Raw genomic sequence first — 15745 nt, 5'->3', positions numbered from 1 at the left:
CGACGGAGGACGCATGGCCGAGGAACCGCTCAACCCGCTCGAGATTCCCGACGACACCACGAAGGCCGGGCTCGCCGGCTGGATGCTGGAGTCCGTCGCGCGCTCCTACGCCCTCAGGCTGGCCGCCCTCGTCGCGCTGCTCGGCGCCACGATCGCCGCGCTCAGCCCCGACGCACCCGCAGGTCCGCGCATCGCCATGGTCGTCGTCGGTGTCGCGACGGCCTTCGCCCTCCTCGCCTCCCAGCTGGGCTCGTGGCGACGGAGCCGCCAGTGGGGGCTCATCGTGGTCACCGGGCTGGTCAGTCTCGCGCTTCTGGTCACGGTCGTCCGCCTGGGGTGAGAAGGTGCCAGTCCGCCGCCCGGACGTTTGAGGGCGCCGGTTCAGGGGATGCCTCCTGACAACAGCGCACAGGGGGCGGCAATGGGCACACAGGTCACGGTGGAGATCAGCGATCTCCGCGGCTACGCCGACGTGGTGGACGACATGGCCACCTACCTCGGCCGCGCCTCGGGCTACGCGGACACGCACTGCAACGCGACGGACTTCGGCCTGCTGCTCGACCCGTTGGCCTCCGACTACTCCGCGCTGCTGCCCCGGATGAAGACGCTCCTCTCCGACCAGGTCGCCCTCATGAAGGCCAACGCCACGGCGATCGACCAGACCCTGCAGGACTTCCTGACCACCGACGCGCAGGAGGCCGAGCGACACGGCGGCCAGGCGACGATCACCGACGACGGCACGTCGGCGAGCTACTACGGCAACCCGCTGACCGAGTTCGGCAGCCCCACCCCCGACGAGTCGGACCTGCCCGAGATCGACTTCGGGTTCCCCTTCGACCAGCTGGCCTGGGCCCTGGAGAAGATCTGTGGCTACGACGTCCGGCGCGAGGTGACCGACTACCTCGCAGGCGACGTCGTGGAGGTGTCCCGGCAGTCCAACGCCTGGTACATGGTCGGCTCGGCGACGGGCAGCTACTCCTGGTGCCTGCGCAACGCCAACGTCATCGTGGCCAGGACCTGGACCGGCGACGCGGCCGAGTCCACGATCCAGCGGATGGACGAGTGGAAGGAGTCGCTCGACCAGCAGGGCACCGACTTCCACCAGGTGGGCGCGCACCTGGCTGACATCGCCGCGGACGCCGTCGACATGGCCCAGCTGGCGGTCGACCTCATCAAGTACGCGATCGACCTCATCGCGGCCGCGTGGTCGAGCCAGTGGATCCCGGTCTACGGCCAGGCGAAGTTCGTGAAGAAGGCCTGGGACGCCTACCAGATCGTCAAGAAGGCCTGGGACAAGATCTCGGAGTTCCTCGACGTCCTCAACCTGGTCCTCAGCTCCCTGGAGATCATCTACAGCTCCCTGAACCCCGTCGAGCTCCCCGCGGCGCCGTCCCATGCCTGATCCCCGACGCCTCGAGGAGGTCGCCGCCGCTAGGGCACGCTTCCGCGCCGGCCTCGCAGCGGCCCGCGAGGAGCTCGCCGCCGCCCGGAGCCGACCGCTGCTGACCGAGGAGGAGAAGCGCGAGCTCACCGAGGTGGCCGCCCGCGGTGACATGGGCCGGGACATGCAGGAGTTCGCCCGCGACGTCCGCGACGGCGACGCCGACTGGGAGTCCTTCGTGCGTCGCACCGACGGTCGGTCCGAGCTCTTCCGGGAGTTCGTGCACCGATCGGAGGAGCGTTTCCGCGACGAGGTCGAGGAGGCACTCGTGACCTCCGAGCCGCCGCCCGGTGTCGACGACCCCCGACCGTCGCCCTGGCCTCCCCCGGGCTGGGTGCCGCCGCGGTCCTGAGGTCCGACCGCGACCCCGAGCCGCGACGTCGGTCGTGGGAGGCTGGGGCCATGACCTCCGGAACCTTCGGCGGTGACCTGATGGCCGGTCCCCCGCCCACGCACCTGCCCGCCGACCCCGCCGACGCCGAGCTGGCCGGCGGCGACGCGCCGGCAGCGGTCGTACGCCGCCACCCGGCGTCGCCGGCCGCCTGGGCCGCGATGGCACAGCAGGCCCAGGACGCTGGTGCGGACGACGTGACCGTCTACGCCTACGCGCGCGTCGGCTACCACCGCTCCCTCGACCAGCTGCGCCGCAACGGGTGGAAGGGCCACGGCCCGGTGCCGTGGGACCACGAGCCCAACCGCGGCTTCCTGCGCTCGCTGGCGCTGCTGGCCCTCGCCGCCCGCGCGATCGGCGAGACCGAGGAGTGGGAGCGCTGCTCGACCTTCCTGCGCGACTCGAGCGCGGCCGCGGCCGACGCGCTGCTCTGACCCGACCCGGCTGACCGCTCGGCGCGCCAGCCCGACCACTGGTCGCGCCACCTGCGTGGGTGGGTGACGGTCGTCACCGCGGGAGTAGTGTCGCGCGGGTGAATTCCGGGAACACAGCTCCAGAGTCGCGCCCGCAGCAGGGCCCGCCACCCACCGACAAGACCAAGATGGCGCTCGCCGGCGTCCTGCTGGTCATTCCGATCCTCGCCCTCCTGTGGGTGCCGTCGTACGCCAAGGTCGATCCGGAGCTCTTCGGGTTCCCGTTCTTCTTCTGGTACCAGTTCCTCTGGGTGTTCATCTGCTCCGGCATGACCTACACGGCCTACCGCCTGACCCTCTCGGCCCGCGGCAGGACCACGCACAAGGTCGGTGAGGACCGATGACGCCGCAGGTCACCGTGCTGGCCGCCGACACCGGCGGGGTCAACGGCGTCGCGCTCACGGTCCTGATCGTGCTGTTCCTGCTGGTGACCGTGGCCGGCTTCATGGCCAGCCGGTTCCGCCGCGCGGAGTCCCTGGAGTCCCTCGAGGAGTGGGGCCTGGGCGGCCGCTCGTTCGGCACGTGGATCACGTGGTTCCTGCTCGGCGGCGACCTCTACACGGCCTACACCTTCGTCGCCGTGCCGGCCGCGATGTTCGCGACCGGTGCCGTGGCCGGCTTCTTCGCCGTCCCGTACACGATCATCCTCTACCCGATCATCTTCATCTTCATGGCGCGGCTGTGGTCGGTCAGCCACCGTCACGGCTACGTCACGACGGCCGACTTCGTCCGCGGGAGGTACGACGACCGCGGGCTGTCGCTGGCCGTCGCGGTCACCGGGTTCGTGGCCACCATGCCCTACATCGCCCTCCAGCTCGTGGGCATCCAGGCGGTGCTGGAAGTGGCCGGGCTCGGCGGCGGCGACAACATCGTCGCCAAGGACGCGCCGCTCTTCATCGCCTTCGCGGTGCTGGCGGCCTACACCTACTCCAGCGGCCTGCGCGCGCCGGCCGTCATCGCGTTCGTGAAGGACATCCTGATCTACCTCGTGATCATCGTCGCGGTGATCTACCTGCCCGGCCAGGTGGGCGGCTGGGACGCGATCTTCGGCGCGGCGTCGGACAAGATGGACGCCAACAACGCGGCAGCCGTCGAGGCCGGCCTCGCGCCGAGCTCGTCGTTCGTCCCCGGGTCCGGCGCCTTCTGGGCCTACGCCACCCTGGCGCTCGGCTCGGCGATGGCGCTGTTCATGTACCCGCACTCCATCACCGCGTCGCTGTCGTCCAACTCGCGCAACACTATCCGCCGCAACGCCTCGATCCTGCCGGCGTACTCCTTCGTGCTGGGCCTGCTGGCCCTGCTCGGCTGGGTCGCCATCGCTGCCGGGACGCAGCCGATCGGGCTGGACGGCGAGCCCAACGCGCAGCTGGTGATCCCGCAGCTGTTCGAGGACATGTTCCCGGCCTGGTTCGCCGGGGTGGCCTTCGCCGCGATCGCGATCGGCGCGCTCGTGCCGGCCGCGATCATGTCCATCGCCGCGGCCAACACGTTCAGCCGCAACATCTACAAGGAGTGGATCAAGAAGGACGCCACCCCGAAGCAGGAGGCCAAGGTCTCCAAGCTGATGTCGCTGCTGGTGAAGGCGTTCGCGCTGATCTTCGTGCTCACGCTCGACAAGCAGAACGCGATCAACTTCCAGCTCCTCGGCGGCATCTGGATCATGCAGACCTTCCCCGCCGTCGTGTTCAGCCTCTTCACGCGGTGGTTCCACCGCTACGGCCTGCTGCTCGGCTGGGCGGTCGGCATGGTCTATGGCACCGTCGAGGCCTACCAGGTGGTCAACCCGGTCACCGGCAAGCACTTCGGCGGCTCGCTCGCGCTGATCCCGGGGATGGAGCGGATGGGCTACATCGCGGTCACCGCGTTCGTGCTCAACGTGGTCGTCGCGGTGGTCGTCACCGCGATCTGCCGGGCGCTGAAGGTCTCCAACGGCAAGGACGAGACGATCGCGTTCGACTACTTCGCCGACGCCGACGACCCCCGCGTGCAGAAGGACCTCGAGGAGCACGACTCGCACGACGAGCCCTACGGTGACGCCGACGACGTCCCCGGCAACGCGCCGGCACGCTAGCGACCCACCTCCGTCAGCGGTCTGCAAGTCGGCGGGTGTCTACTGGGTCCGTGACCCACACCGACACCGAGGCACCCGCCGAGACCAGCCCGTGGCCCGCCCTCGTGGCGCTGTGCATCGGCTTCTTCATGATCCTGGTCGACACCACCATCGTGACCGTCGCGACGCCCGCGATCATCGAGGACCTCCAGGCGGGGGTCAACGAGGTGGTCTGGGTGACCAGCGCCTACCTGCTGGCGTACGCCGTCCCGGTGCTGATCACGGGCCGGCTCGGTGACCGCTTCGGCCCGAAGAACCTCTACCTCGTCGGACTGACCGTCTTCACCCTCGCCTCCCTCGCGTGCGGGCTCACCTCCACGATCGAGGGCCTGATCGCGGCCCGCGTCGCCCAGGGCCTCGGCGCGTCGATGATGACGCCGCAGACGATGGCCGTGATCACGCGCATCTTCCCGATCGAGCGCCGCGGCTCGGCGATGGCCCTGTGGGGCGCGACGGCCGGTGTCGCGACGCTGGTCGGCCCGATCGCCGGCGGCGTGCTCGTCGACACGCTCGGCTGGGAGTGGATCTTCTTCGTCAACGTCCCCGTCGGGATCATCGCCTTCGCCCTGGCCTGGCGCCTGGTGCCCCGGCTGGACACCAACGACCACCGCTTCGACTGGCTCGGTGTCGTGCTGAGCGGCGCCGGGATGTTCCTGCTGGTCTTCGGGATCCAGGAGGGTGAGCAGTACGACTGGTCGACCATCACCGGCCCGATCACCGTGTGGCGCCTGATCGTCGCCGGGCTCGTCGTGATGGGTGTCTTCGTCTGGTGGCAGGCGCGCAACAAGCGCGAGCCGCTCGTGCCGCTGAGCCTCTTCGGCGACCGGAACTTCTCGGTCTCGAACCTCGCGATCACGACCGTCTCGTTCACCTTCACCGCGATGGGCTTCCCGCTGATGCTGTGGGCCCAGCTGGTGCGCGGCTACTCGCCGACCGAGTCGGGCCTGCTGCTCGCGCCGATGGCGGTCACCTCGATCGTCTTCGCACCGATCGCCGGTCGCCTCACCGATCGCCTCCACCCGCGCCTGCTGACGCTCGGCGGCTTCGCCGGGCTCGGCGTCTCGCTGCTCATCATCGTCGCGGTCCTCGACCCGGACACCCCGCTGTGGCAGCTGCTCGGGGCGTTCGCGCTGATGGGCATCGGCAGCTCGTTCCTCTGGGGCCCGCTCGCCACCACGGCGAACCGCAACCTGGCGCCGCAGCGTGCCGGTGCCGGGTCGGGCGTCTACAACGCCACCCGCCAGGTCGGCGCCGTGCTGGGCTCCGCGGCGATCGCCGTGCTGATCGACGCACGTCTGGCGGCCAACGGGCTCACGTTCTCGCCCTCCGAGGGCTCGGCGTCGGGCGGCGCGCTGCCCGCCCAGGTCGCCGGCCCGTTCACCGACGCGATGGCGCAGTCCCTGCTGCTCCTGCCGGTGGTCCTGGCGCTCGGGCTGGTCGCCGTCATGTTCTTCGAGCGCCCACGCCACTTCGCCGCGCGCTCCGCCGACCCCGCGCCGGTGGCGTCAGCCAGCCGCTGAGCCGGCGTACGGCCCACGCCGGGGCCGGCGCGGTCACTCGCGGCGCAGGCGGTCCTCGATGGTCTCCGGCGCGTTGACCAGGTCGTAGGCCAGGCCCGTGAGCGGAGTCCGGGTGTGTCGGGCGCGCTCCCTGAGCAGCACGAAGGCCTCGTTGACCGAGATGCCGAGCGCCCGGGCCACAGCACCCTTCGCCTGCTCGACCACGATGCGGCTGTTGAGGGCCGCCTGCAGCTGCTCGGTGACCACCTCGGCCCGCGCGATCGCCTGCTCCTGGATGATGGAGATCGTCGCCACGTCCGCCAGGGCCTGCACCACACGCGCCTCGTCCGGCTCGAGGACCTGCGCCTCGGTGCCGAAGACGTTGAGCGCCCCGATCACCCGGTCACGCAGGCGCATCGGGAAGGCGTGCACCGACCGCACACCCTTGCCGACCGCGAGGGGGGCGAAGTGCGGCCACTGCGCCTCGGCGCGCACGAGGTCGGTGTCGATGACCACCTCGCCCGAGCGGAAGCAGTCCAGGCACGGTCCCTCGCCGAGGTCGAGCTGGAGCAGCTCGAGCTCGCGGGCGACGTCGCCCGAGGCGCTCATGTAGTGCAGCTGGCCGTGCTCGTCCGCGAGCACGAGGCCCACCGCCCCGCCGGACACGTCGGCCGCGTGCTGGGCCACCGTGTGCAGGAACTCGATGAGGTCGAACCCCGCCACCAGTGTGTCGGCGACCTCGACGAAGACGTCGGCGAGGTTGTCGATCTCGATCATGGCTCGCGCCCCTTTCTCCTCGGCACTGTAGTGGTGCCCTTTCCTTCGTGGCCCGATACCGCCGAACGCCATCGGTTCACCAGCTCTCCGGATCGCTCGTGCCGTCCAGCACCTGCTGCGCGAGGTCGATCAGCGGCAGGGCCGAGGCGAAGGCGTGGGACCGCAGGATCACCATCGCCTCGGCGAGGCCGACGCCGAGCGCGACCGCCAGGGCGCCCTGCGCCTGGTAGATCTCCGCGCGGTGGTCGACGATCTCCGCACCGGCCTGGGTGAGGTCGCCGGCGTCGTCGAGCAGCACCCGGGTCGCCTCGTCCGCCAGCGCGAACGCCGTGCCGAGGTCGTCGGAGGTCAGCATGCCGGCCTTGTCGGCGTACAGGTCGAGGACGCCGAGGCCGACCGCGCCGACCTGCAGGGGCATGCTGAAGACGGCACGCACACCCTGCTCGAGCGCCGACTCCGCGTAGCCGGGCCAGCGGCCCGCAGCCTCGGCCAGGTCACCGACGAGCACCGGTCGCCGCAGGCGGAACGCGTCGTGGCAGGGCCCGACGCCCGTGACGAAGGGCAGCTCGCCCAGCGCGTGGGCTCGAGCGTCGGACGCCCCGACGACGCCCGAGCTCTCCTGACGCGTCATCAGGTGGGCGACCGAGGACGACACCGGGAGCTCGTCCACAGCACGACGGCACACAGGATCGAGCACAGATGCCAGCGACACGCGGCACCGCCCTCTCCATTGAGCCCCGACACTAGACCCTCGTAGACCCGGCGTCCCGCATGCGGGGTCGTCCGGGCGCACGCCGTCAAGGAACGGCGTGGGTGAGTGGCCTCTCCACCTGCCCTCGCACGGGCAGCACTGCGCCTGCGCGGCGGGTCGCGGGGACCCGCCACGCGTCGCCCGTCGCGGGCTCAGCCCTTGAGCGACGTGCCCGCCGACCGGAGGTTCTGGCAAGCCTCGACGATGCGCTCGGCCATGCCGGCCTCGGCGGCCTTGCCCCAGGCACGGGGGTCGTAGAGCTTCTTGTTGCCGACCTCGCCGTCGATCTTGAGGACGCCGTCGTAGTTGCTGAGCATGTGTGCGGCGACGGGGCGGGTGAAGGCGTACTGGGTGTCGGTGTCGACGTTCATCTTCACCACGCCGAAGTCGACCGCGTCGCTGATCTCCTGCGCGGTCGAGCCCGAGCCGCCGTGGAAGACGAGGTCGAAGGGACGGGCGTCGGAGCCCAGGCCGAGCTCGGAGGCGGCGGCCTCCTGGGCGGTCTTGAGGATCTCCGGGCGCAGCTTGACGTTGCCCGGCTTGTAGACGCCGTGCACGTTGCCGAAGGTCAGCGCGGTCATGTAGCGACCTCGCTCGCCGGCGCCGAGCGCCTTGATCGTGGCGATCGCGTCCTCGGGGGTCGTGTAGAGCTGGTCGTTGATCTCGTTGGCGACACCGTCCTCCTCGCCGCCGACGACGCCCACCTCGATCTCGAGGATGATCTGGGCCGCGGCGCACTTGGCGAGCAGCTCCTCGGCGATCTCGAGGTTCTCGCCCATCGGCACGGCCGAGCCGTCCCACATGTGCGACTGGAAGAGCGGCGCCTCGCCGCGGGCCACGCGCTCGGCGGAGATGTCGAGCAGGGGGCGGACGAAGCCGTCCAGCTTGTCCTTGGGGCAGTGGTCGGTGTGCAGCGCGATGTTGACCGGGTAGTTCTTCGCGACCTCGGCGGCGTAGGCGGCGAAGGCGACCGAGCCGGACACCATGTCCTTGACCGACGGGCCGGAGAGGTACTCCGCGCCACCGGTGGAGACCTGGATGATGCCGTCGGAGCCGGCGTCGGCGAACCCCTTGAGCGCGGCGTTGAGGGTCTGGGACGAGGACACGTTGATGGCCGGGAACGCGAACGAACCAGCCTTCGCTGCGTCCAGCATCTGGGCGTAGACCTCAGGGGTGGCGATGGGCATCGGTGGATCTCCTCAGGAAGCTTCGTGTGCGGTTCGTCAGGCGCCCACAACCCTAGTGGCTACCGGCCAGTCGGCCAGCGGGCGCAGATCCGGTCTCACGACGTGACGACCGACGGCAGGTGTGGATTCCGCGGTCCGGTCAGGTCTACGTTGACAGTCATGACGACACGGCTCGCGATCGGTGCCGCCGTCGCGGCCCTGCTCGCCGCAGCCGTGACCGCCACGGCCCCCACGAGTGCCGTCGCGCAGGACCCCGTCCTCGGGGCGCCGGTGGTCGGGCAGTGCTTCGACCTGGACGCCGAGGAGCTGTCGCAGCCGTCCCATCCCGAGACGGCGATCGACTGCTCGGCTCCCCACACCTCCCGGGTGGTCGGCGTCGCGATCGTGCCCGACGGCCTCGGCCTCCAGGGCCCGAAGGTCGAGCGGTTCGCGCTGGAGACCTGCTACGCCGCGGCCCGCACGGCGATCGGCGTGAGGAACATGCGCGCGCTGAACCTCACCGCCTTCCGCATCGGCTGGTTCGTCCCCACGGACGAGCAGCAGGCAGCCGGCGCCCGCTGGCTGCGCTGCGACCTGGTCCTGGGCGGCCCGTCCGACCTGCAGCCGCTCCCGGCGCAGCTCGAGGTCGGCAGGTTCCCGTACGCCACCGGCGTCTCGCGGTGCCTGGCCGGCCGCGACCTCCACGACACGGCCTGCTCGAGCCGGCACACCTACCGCGCGACCGCGGCGGTCACGGTGCCCGGGAAGCGGTATCCCCGCGCCGAGGCGTGGCAGGAGCTCGGCAACACGCGGTGCGTGCCCGGCGTGATCACGCGGGTGTTCCGGTTCGGCTGGCCCACGAAGGCCTCGTGGAAGGCCGGCGACCACACGCTGACCTGCTACTCGCGGACGAGGCGCTAGCTGCACGACCTGGGAGGGGGGTCCGGGGTGCCGAGGGGACATCCCGGGCCCGGCCCATGCGCACCCGGGCGTGGTCGGTCAGCCCCGCCAGGCGTCCTCGCCCGCCAGGTCGGCGTACGCCCGCACCCAGCTGTGCATCGCGATCGCGGCAGCAGCGCCTGCGTTGATCGAGCGGGTCGAGCCGAACTGGGCGATCGAGAAGGTGCCGTCGCACACCTCGCGCGCCGACTCCGAGAGCCCCGGGCCCTCCTGACCGAAGAGGAAGCACACCCGCTCGGGCAGCTCCATCGTCTCGAGGTGGAGCGAGCCGGGCAGGTTGTCGATCCCGAGGAGCCGGACGGGCTGCTCGAGGGAGTGGAGGTACGCCGCCAGCGCCGGCGCGTCGGCGTGGTGGCGGACGTGCTGGTAGCGGTCGGTCACCATCGCACCGCGCCGGTTCCAGCGGCGGTTGCCGACGATGTGCACCTCCGCGGCGAGGAACGCGTTGGCGGTGCGGACGATCGTGCCGATGTTGAAGTCGTGCTGCCAGTTCTCGATCGCGACGTGGAACCCGTGGCGCCTCGTGTCCAGGTCGGCGACGATCGAGTCCAGGGTCCAGTAGCGGTAGCGGTCGACGACGTTGCGCCGGTCGCCGTCGCGGAGCAGGTCGTGGTCCCAGTGCTCCCCCGCCGGCCACGGCCCCTCCCAGGGGCCGACGCCCACCTCCGGCGGACCGTGCGGCATCGGGTCGTAGGGCGCCCGTTCCTCCTGCTCGTGCATGCGGGAAAGGCTAGGGGTGACGTCTATCGTGTCGCGCGTGAGCGCTCTCCTCGACCCGTCCGCGTTCGTGACCCCGTTCCTGCTGGGCATCGAGTGGATGGACCCCAACTGGCTGCTCGACCGGTTCGGTCCCGAGCTGTTCTGGATCAGCCTCGTCATCGTCTTCATCGAGTGCGGCCTCTTCTTCCCGATCCTGCCGGGCGACACGCTGCTCTTCGCGCTCGGCCTCTTCATCGCCAACGCCGACTCCGACGGTGCGCTCAGCCTCGACGTCTTCTCCGGCGTCCCGCCTGTCGGCGAGCTGCTGATCGCGCTCGTCCTCCTGACCGCAGCGGCCTTCCTCGGCAACGTGGTGGGCTACGAGATCGGCCGCAGGATCGGCCCGCCGCTCTACGAGCGCGACGGCCGGATCATCAAGCGCAAGTACTTCGACCAGACCACCGAGTTCTTCGAGCGCCACGGCAACAAGGCGCTGGTCATCGGCCGCTTCGTCCCCTTCGTGCGGACGTACGTCACCGTGGTGGCCGGCGTGACGCGGATGGAGCGGCACCGCTTCTTCCTCTGGAGCTTCGTGGGTGCGGTGCTCTGGGTGCTCTCGATCGTGCTGCTCGGCTTCTTCCTGGGCGCGGCGTTCCCCACGCTGGGCGAGAGCATCGACAAGCTCGTGATCGTGATCCTGGCCTTCTCGGTGATCCCGATCGTCTTCGAGTGGTGGAAGCACAGGCGCGCAGGCGCCTGACCCGGCTCCTCAGGCCTGCGCGGCCGCGGCGTCGAGCTGCGCGCGGGTGAGCACCGGGCGGACCTCGAGGCCCACGTCGGCCAGCGGGTTATCACCGGCGGGCGACCGGTCGATCGCGCAGACCACGACCTCGACGATCGCGCCGGCAGCGCGCAGCTCGCGCGTGGCGTCGCGCACGGCGCCGCCGGTGGTGATCACGTCCTCGACCAGCGTGACCCGGCGGCCGGCGACGTCGGGGCCCTCGGCGAGCTTGCAGGTGCCGTACTCCTTGGCCTTCTTGCGCACGAAGAGCGCGGGCAGCCCGGTCTTCGCCGAGACCATCGTCGCGATCGGCACACCGCCGAGCTCGAGGCCGCCGAGGAGCTCGGTGTCCTCGGGCAGCAGGTCGAGCATCTGCGCGGCGACCCGGTCGAGGAGCGCCGGCTGGGCCTCGAAGAGGTACTTGTCGAAGTAGGTGTCGGCGACCTGCCCGGACCTCAGGGTGAACTCCCCGGTCAGGCGGCAGACCGCGTCGATGTCGCGTGCGAGCGTCTCGTCAACCACGCGCAGCAGCCTAGGGGGTGGTGGGTTCCTTCGACTCCAGGTGCCCGAACGCGACGAGCCGGTCGTCAGTGTGGAACAGCTCCGAGCACGTCGTCAGGGTGAGGAGCCGCTGACCGGGCTCCTGCGCCGGCTGCACGCCGCCCGCGTCGGGGTTGGCCGGGACGTCGGCGAGCACCCAGCCGGCGGTGAACGGCACGGTGAGGTCGGCGCCGCCGGTGTCGAGGACGTAGGTGTAGGTCCACTGCCGCGTCTCGACGACCACCTCGTCGCCGGGCTGCAGCTCGGGCATCGCGCGCAGGGGCTCGCCGTGCGTGATCCGGTGCGCAGCGAGGGCGTAGTTGCCCTTCGCCCCCGCCTCCGCGGTGTCGGAGAAGTGGCCGAACCCGGCCGCCAGGACCTCGTCGCTCGTCCCCTCCAGCACCGGCACCGCGTAGTCGTCGCCGAAGGCCGGGATCCGCACGATCGCCGACACGTCGCCCCGGTCGGTCTCGACCGACGCGCCGGCACCGTCGCCCGCCCGGTCGCGCCAGGTCTGCTCGACGTCCTCGACCAGCGCCCGGTGGGTGCGCTGGGAGACCACGTTGGTGCCCCACACCTGCCACGCGACGTAGGCCCCGAGCGCGAGGCCCGCGACGACCAGCACCACGCCGACCCTGCCGAGCCACCGCGCACCGGCGGTGCGGTCGGCCCTCTGGTCGGCACTCTGGCCGGCCCTCTGGTCGGCACTCTGGTCGGCGGGGGTGTCGGCCATGCCCCGAGTCTGCCAAACGCCCCGGCCACTAGCCTCGACGCCATGTCCGCCACCGCCCGACGCCTGGCCCACATCCCGCCCACCGTCTTCAGCGAGATGTCCGCCCTCGCCGTGCGCACGGGCGCGGTCAACCTCGGCCAGGGCTTCCCCGACGCCGACGGTCCGGCCTCGGTGATCGCGGCGGCGGCCGAGGCACTGGCGAGCGGCGCGAACCAGTACGCCCCCGGCATCGGCGTACCCGCCCTCCGGGCCGCGATCGCGAGGCACCAGCAGCGCCACTACGGCCTCGAGGTCGACCCCGACACCGAGGTCGTGGTGACCACCGGCTGCACCGAGGCGATCGCCGGGGCGCTGCTCGGCCTCGTCGACGCCGGTGACGAGGTGGTCGTGCTCGAGCCCTACTACGACTCCTACGTCGCCATGCTCGACATGTGCGGCGCGCGGCGGCGCGCGGTCACCCTGCGCGCGCCCGCCTTCCGTCTCGACCTCGACCAGCTGCGCGAAGCGGTCACCGACCGCACCAGGGTGATCCTGCTCAACAGCCCGCACAACCCGACCGGCACCGTGCTGACCCGCGACGAGCTGCAGGTCGTCGCCGACCTCGCGGTCGAGCACGACGTCCTCGTCATCACCGACGAGGTCTACGAGCACCTCGTCTTCACCGACGCCGCGTCCGCCGAGGGACACGTGCCGATCGCCACCCTGCCGGGGATGTGGGAGCGCACGCTGACCCTGTCGAGCGTCGGCAAGTCGTACTCCCTCACCGGCTGGAAGGTCGGCTGGGCCACCGGACCGGCACCGCTGGTGCAGGCGGTGCTGGCCGCGAAGCAGTGGCTGACCTTCACCTCGGGAGCCCCGCTCCAGCCGGCCGTGGCGCACGCGCTCGACCACGAGCCCGACTGGCCCGCGGAGCTCGCCCGCGACCTCCAGGTGCGACGCGACCTGCTCTGCGCCGGGCTCGTCGAGGCCGGGCTCACGCCGCGCGTGCCCGAGGGCACCTACTTCGCCACCACCGACGTCTCGCACCTGGGCTGGGCCGACGGACGCGAGCTCTGCCTCGCCCTGCCCGAGCGCGCCGGCGTCGTCGCGATCCCCACGCAGGGGTTCTACGACGACGCCGAGGCCGGGCTCCAGCTGGTGCGCTGGGCGTTCTGCAAGGACGCCGACGTGATCACCGAGGGCGTACGACGACTCGCCGCCGCCGACCTGCGGCGCTGAGGCGGTCGGGCCGCCGGGTCAGCGACCCGGGTAGTCCTTCGGCGGGTAGTCCGAGCTGCCGGTCCCCCCGCTGGTCTCCCCGCCGGACTCGCCGGCGCTCGGCGGCTGCTGGCCGTAGGGGTTGCCCTGCTGCTGGCCGTAGGGCTCGAAGCCGCTGCCGGCGGACGGCTGCTCGCCGGACGACGGGTACGGCTGCGTCGGCTGGGCGCCGTACTGCTGCTGGCCGTACTGCCCCGCGCCGTACTGGCCGCTGCCGTACTGCTGCTGGCCGTAGGCCTGGTAGCCACCGACGCCCTGGCCACCGCCGGGCGGCAGCCCCTTGAACCAGTTGCCGGCGTCACCGACGAAGAGCAGCACGATCGTGGCGATCGCCGCGGCGAGCCACACGATCGAGATGCCGCTGGTGATGCCGAGCAGCGAGAAGGCCGCGGTGACGCCGCTGGAGATGACGAGCAGGATCCGGGCGACGTTGGAGCGGCGCAGCACGAAGACGGCGAGCACGACGGCGATGAGGCACCAGAGGGCGATGCCGAAGATCATCGCGACCCCGACGCCGTAGGCGTCGTTGATGTCGACGTCGAGGTTCTGGTAGTCCGGCTGGCGCTGGAGCTCGTCGATCACGCTGTCGCGGGCGACCAGGGCGAGGAGCGAGATGCCGGCGAACAGCAGCCCGGTGAGACCGGAGAACACGATCGCGATCCACGCGCCCGCGGTCACCGTGCCGGGGCGACGCCGCGGCTCCTGGGAGTGGCCGGAGCCGTAGGCCGGCTGCTGGCCGTAGGGCTGGCCGGTCGGTGCCGAGCCGTAGGGGCTGGACTGCGGTGACTGGCCGTAGGGGTCGGGCTGGCCGTACGGGCTGTGCGTGGGGCCCGGCTCGTCGTTGCTCATGCGCCTATCTCATCATGTCCGGGGCCGCCGCAGGCACCACCGGAAGATGTGGTCCTAGCGCACGCCGAGGGAGAACCACTGCCGCACCTCGACCCGACGCAGGCAGACGACGGTGGCGATGGCGGCTGCGGCCGGGAGGAGCACGACCGGCGCCGTGAAGGCGGCGGCACCGCACGCGACCGCGCTGCAGGCGGCGGCGACGACCAGGCCGCGGCGGGCCCACTCGCGGCCGGCCATGGTGAACCCGGCGAGCACGAGCGCGACCGCCGACCACACCAGGAAGCCGACACCGAAACCGAGGAGCGCCCGGCGGACCTCGCCGGCCGAGAGGTCGTCCATCAGGTCGGGCTGCTGGCGCTCGAGCTCGGTCATCAGCACGTCGACGGAGCTCGCAGCGATCCCGAGGAACATCAGGCCGATCGCGAGCAGGCCGCCGGCCGTGACGACGGTGATCACGAAGGCGGTGACCAGCGCCTGCGGTCGCGGCGGCGCGACCGGCTGGGACTGCCAGCCGGGCGGCGGCGGGTACCCGGGCGGGAGCGGGGGCGGCAGCTGGCCATGCTGCCACTGCTGCGCCTGCTGGGCGGGCGGGGCCCACGGCTGGCCGTAGGGGTTCTGGGGCTGCTCCGGCTCGCCGAACGGGCGCGCTGCCGGCGGGGGCGTGTGCGGGTGGCCGGACCGGGGGTCGGTGGGGCCGGCGCCCGCGCCCGGCGTCGTACGACGACCCGCATCCGTCTTCGCGGCAGGTGCCGGAGGAGTCCAGCGACCCGTCGCGAACCACTCCCGGGCGGGCATCATCCAGAGCATCGCGGCGCCGGCGGCGACGAACGATCCGGCCAGCCCGCCGACGGGGAACCCGGCGACGAACACGGGCACGGCGGCGATCGTGAGGCCGAGCCTGGAGGAGCGGTCGGGCTTGCGGACGTACCAGCCGAGGATGCCGGTGGCGCAGGCGGCGACCGCGGCCACGAGCGCGGTGATCCGCAGGACCTGCGTCACGCCGGGGACGTCGAGGCCGAGCTGGTCGAAGGGCTGCTCGCCGAGGAAGTCGCGGATGGACTCCTGGGTCTCGAGCGACCCGAGCGTGGAGACGCGCTCCCAGACGCCGATGAGGACCAGCACCGAGGCGACCATGACGATCGTCGAGGCCAGGGTGACCTGGGGCGGGCGCTGCTCGGTGGGGGTGCTCACGGGCTCATTGTCCCAAGGCCACCCCAACGCGCCCCCCACCGGTCGGTGGGGGTCATCTCAGGGTTGCTCTCAGGGGCCGCACAGGCACTGTCCCCGATGTGCGCGGGCACCCACCGCCGCGAGGGTT

18 protein-coding genes are annotated in these 15745 nt (G+C 71.6%); 10 read left to right on the top strand and 8 right to left on the bottom strand.

Annotated features, from left to right (window positions below):
* Window positions 1–13 precede the first annotated feature (13 nt).
* The 7 genes from EUA93_RS09200 (at window position 14) to EUA93_RS09170 (ending at window position 5935) form a co-directional block, all read left to right on the top strand.
* On the top strand, window positions 14–340 hold the full coding sequence (locus tag EUA93_RS09200; RefSeq protein ID WP_129399854.1) for a hypothetical protein: 327 nt from the start codon (window positions 14–16) through the stop codon (window positions 338–340).
* A gap of 81 nt (window positions 341–421) precedes the next feature.
* On the top strand, window positions 422–1402 hold the full coding sequence (locus EUA93_RS09195) for a hypothetical protein (protein WP_129399853.1): 981 nt from the start codon (window positions 422–424) through the stop codon (window positions 1400–1402).
* Window positions 1395–1793, top strand: coding sequence for a hypothetical protein (locus EUA93_RS09190; protein WP_129399852.1), 399 nt, complete (start codon window positions 1395–1397; stop codon window positions 1791–1793). The genes EUA93_RS09195 and EUA93_RS09190 overlap by 8 nt, the downstream gene beginning before the upstream one ends.
* Window positions 1794–1843: 50 nt before the next feature.
* Window positions 1844–2266, top strand: a complete 423-nt coding sequence (locus EUA93_RS09185) for a DUF3151 domain-containing protein (RefSeq protein WP_129399851.1) — start codon at window positions 1844–1846, stop codon at window positions 2264–2266.
* A gap of 98 nt (window positions 2267–2364) precedes the next feature.
* The gene (locus EUA93_RS09180) at window positions 2365–2649 is read left to right on the top strand and encodes a DUF3311 domain-containing protein (RefSeq protein ID WP_207208642.1); all 285 of its coding nucleotides are present in this window, start codon (window positions 2365–2367) and stop codon (window positions 2647–2649) included.
* A complete protein-coding gene (gene mctP, locus EUA93_RS09175; protein ID WP_129399850.1) occupies window positions 2646–4376 on the top strand; it encodes a monocarboxylate uptake permease MctP in 1731 nt (576 codons plus the stop codon). The genes EUA93_RS09180 and mctP overlap by 4 nt, the downstream gene beginning before the upstream one ends.
* A gap of 35 nt (window positions 4377–4411) precedes the next feature.
* On the top strand, window positions 4412–5935 hold the full coding sequence (locus tag EUA93_RS09170; protein ID WP_129399849.1) for a DHA2 family efflux MFS transporter permease subunit: 1524 nt from the start codon (window positions 4412–4414) through the stop codon (window positions 5933–5935).
* A gap of 33 nt (window positions 5936–5968) precedes the next feature.
* Here EUA93_RS09170 and EUA93_RS09165 read toward each other — a convergent pair whose 3' ends face one another.
* The 3 genes from EUA93_RS09165 to fbaA form a co-directional block, all read right to left on the bottom strand.
* Window positions 5969–6691: a GAF and ANTAR domain-containing protein gene (locus EUA93_RS09165; protein ID WP_129399848.1), complete on the bottom strand. Its 723-nt coding sequence runs from the start codon at window positions 6689–6691 to the stop codon at window positions 5969–5971.
* A 76-nt stretch (window positions 6692–6767) separates the two neighbouring features.
* Complete coding sequence (locus EUA93_RS21560) at window positions 6768–7388, bottom strand: GAF and ANTAR domain-containing protein (RefSeq protein ID WP_275937886.1); 621 nt, start codon at window positions 7386–7388, stop codon at window positions 6768–6770.
* A 206-nt stretch (window positions 7389–7594) separates the two neighbouring features.
* Complete coding sequence (gene fbaA, locus EUA93_RS09155; RefSeq protein ID WP_129399847.1) at window positions 7595–8629, bottom strand: class II fructose-bisphosphate aldolase; 1035 nt, start codon at window positions 8627–8629, stop codon at window positions 7595–7597.
* Between the two features lie 159 nt (window positions 8630–8788).
* Between fbaA and EUA93_RS09150 the strand changes: the two genes are divergently transcribed.
* Window positions 8789–9529 carry a septum formation family protein gene (locus tag EUA93_RS09150; RefSeq protein ID WP_129399846.1) on the top strand — a complete coding sequence of 247 codons (741 nt, stop codon included), beginning with the start codon at window positions 8789–8791 and terminating at the stop codon, window positions 9527–9529.
* Window positions 9530–9607: 78 nt separating this feature from the next.
* Here EUA93_RS09150 and EUA93_RS09145 read toward each other — a convergent pair whose 3' ends face one another.
* A complete protein-coding gene (locus EUA93_RS09145; RefSeq protein WP_165355104.1) occupies window positions 9608–10288 on the bottom strand; it encodes an RNA methyltransferase in 681 nt (226 codons plus the stop codon).
* A gap of 37 nt (window positions 10289–10325) precedes the next feature.
* On the opposite strand from EUA93_RS09145, the gene EUA93_RS09140 reads away from it, so the two are divergent.
* Window positions 10326–11027: a DedA family protein gene (locus EUA93_RS09140; RefSeq protein ID WP_242497300.1), complete on the top strand. Its 702-nt coding sequence runs from the start codon at window positions 10326–10328 to the stop codon at window positions 11025–11027.
* Between the two features lie 9 nt (window positions 11028–11036).
* Here the strand turns inward: EUA93_RS09140 and pyrE are convergent, their stop codons facing one another.
* Together pyrE and EUA93_RS09130 are read right to left on the bottom strand one after the other, a co-directional pair.
* The gene (gene pyrE, locus EUA93_RS09135; protein WP_129399844.1) at window positions 11037–11570 is read right to left on the bottom strand and encodes an orotate phosphoribosyltransferase; all 534 of its coding nucleotides are present in this window, start codon (window positions 11568–11570) and stop codon (window positions 11037–11039) included.
* 10 nt (window positions 11571–11580) lie between these two features.
* Window positions 11581–12321, bottom strand: coding sequence for a class E sortase (locus EUA93_RS09130; RefSeq protein WP_129399843.1), 741 nt, complete (start codon window positions 12319–12321; stop codon window positions 11581–11583).
* 42 nt (window positions 12322–12363) lie between these two features.
* On the opposite strand from EUA93_RS09130, the gene EUA93_RS09125 reads away from it, so the two are divergent.
* Complete coding sequence (locus EUA93_RS09125; protein ID WP_129399842.1) at window positions 12364–13539, top strand: pyridoxal phosphate-dependent aminotransferase; 1176 nt, start codon at window positions 12364–12366, stop codon at window positions 13537–13539.
* An 18-nt stretch (window positions 13540–13557) separates the two neighbouring features.
* On the opposite strand, the gene EUA93_RS09120 is transcribed toward EUA93_RS09125, so the two are convergent.
* Together EUA93_RS09120 and EUA93_RS09115 are read right to left on the bottom strand one after the other, a co-directional pair.
* Window positions 13558–14427, bottom strand: a complete 870-nt coding sequence (locus EUA93_RS09120; RefSeq protein ID WP_129399841.1) for an ABC transporter permease family protein — start codon at window positions 14425–14427, stop codon at window positions 13558–13560.
* Window positions 14428–14481: 54 nt separating this feature from the next.
* Window positions 14482–15618 (bottom strand): hypothetical protein, encoded by a 1137-nt coding sequence (locus tag EUA93_RS09115; RefSeq protein WP_129399840.1) that lies wholly within the window; start codon window positions 15616–15618, stop codon window positions 14482–14484.
* Window positions 15619–15745 lie beyond the last annotated feature (127 nt).

Source organism: Nocardioides oleivorans (assembly GCF_004137255.1).
Classification (GTDB): domain Bacteria; phylum Actinomycetota; class Actinomycetes; order Propionibacteriales; family Nocardioidaceae; genus Nocardioides; species Nocardioides oleivorans.
Note: the sequence above shows the minus strand (reverse complement) of the source record. Positions and strands in the feature narration are given on the sequence as shown.

Coding starts and splice junctions, on each gene's coding strand:
- fbaA (WP_129399847.1), bottom strand. CDS start 8,629: ATGCCCATCGCCACCCCTGAGGTCTACGCCCAGATGCTGGACGCAGCG.
- EUA93_RS09145 (WP_165355104.1), bottom strand. CDS start 10,288: ATGCACGAGCAGGAGGAACGGGCGCCCTACGACCCGATGCCGCACGGT.
- EUA93_RS09130 (WP_129399843.1), bottom strand. CDS start 12,321: ATGGCCGACACCCCCGCCGACCAGAGTGCCGACCAGAGGGCCGGCCAG.
- EUA93_RS09200 (WP_129399854.1), top strand. CDS start 14: ATGGCCGAGGAACCGCTCAACCCGCTCGAGATTCCCGACGACACCACG.
- mctP (WP_129399850.1), top strand. CDS start 2,646: ATGACGCCGCAGGTCACCGTGCTGGCCGCCGACACCGGCGGGGTCAAC.
- EUA93_RS09195 (WP_129399853.1), top strand. CDS start 422: ATGGGCACACAGGTCACGGTGGAGATCAGCGATCTCCGCGGCTACGCC.
- EUA93_RS09185 (WP_129399851.1), top strand. CDS start 1,844: ATGACCTCCGGAACCTTCGGCGGTGACCTGATGGCCGGTCCCCCGCCC.
- EUA93_RS09125 (WP_129399842.1), top strand. CDS start 12,364: ATGTCCGCCACCGCCCGACGCCTGGCCCACATCCCGCCCACCGTCTTC.
- EUA93_RS09150 (WP_129399846.1), top strand. CDS start 8,789: ATGACGACACGGCTCGCGATCGGTGCCGCCGTCGCGGCCCTGCTCGCC.
- EUA93_RS09120 (WP_129399841.1), bottom strand. CDS start 14,427: ATGAGCAACGACGAGCCGGGCCCCACGCACAGCCCGTACGGCCAGCCC.
- EUA93_RS09190 (WP_129399852.1), top strand. CDS start 1,395: ATGCCTGATCCCCGACGCCTCGAGGAGGTCGCCGCCGCTAGGGCACGC.
- EUA93_RS09165 (WP_129399848.1), bottom strand. CDS start 6,691: ATGATCGAGATCGACAACCTCGCCGACGTCTTCGTCGAGGTCGCCGAC.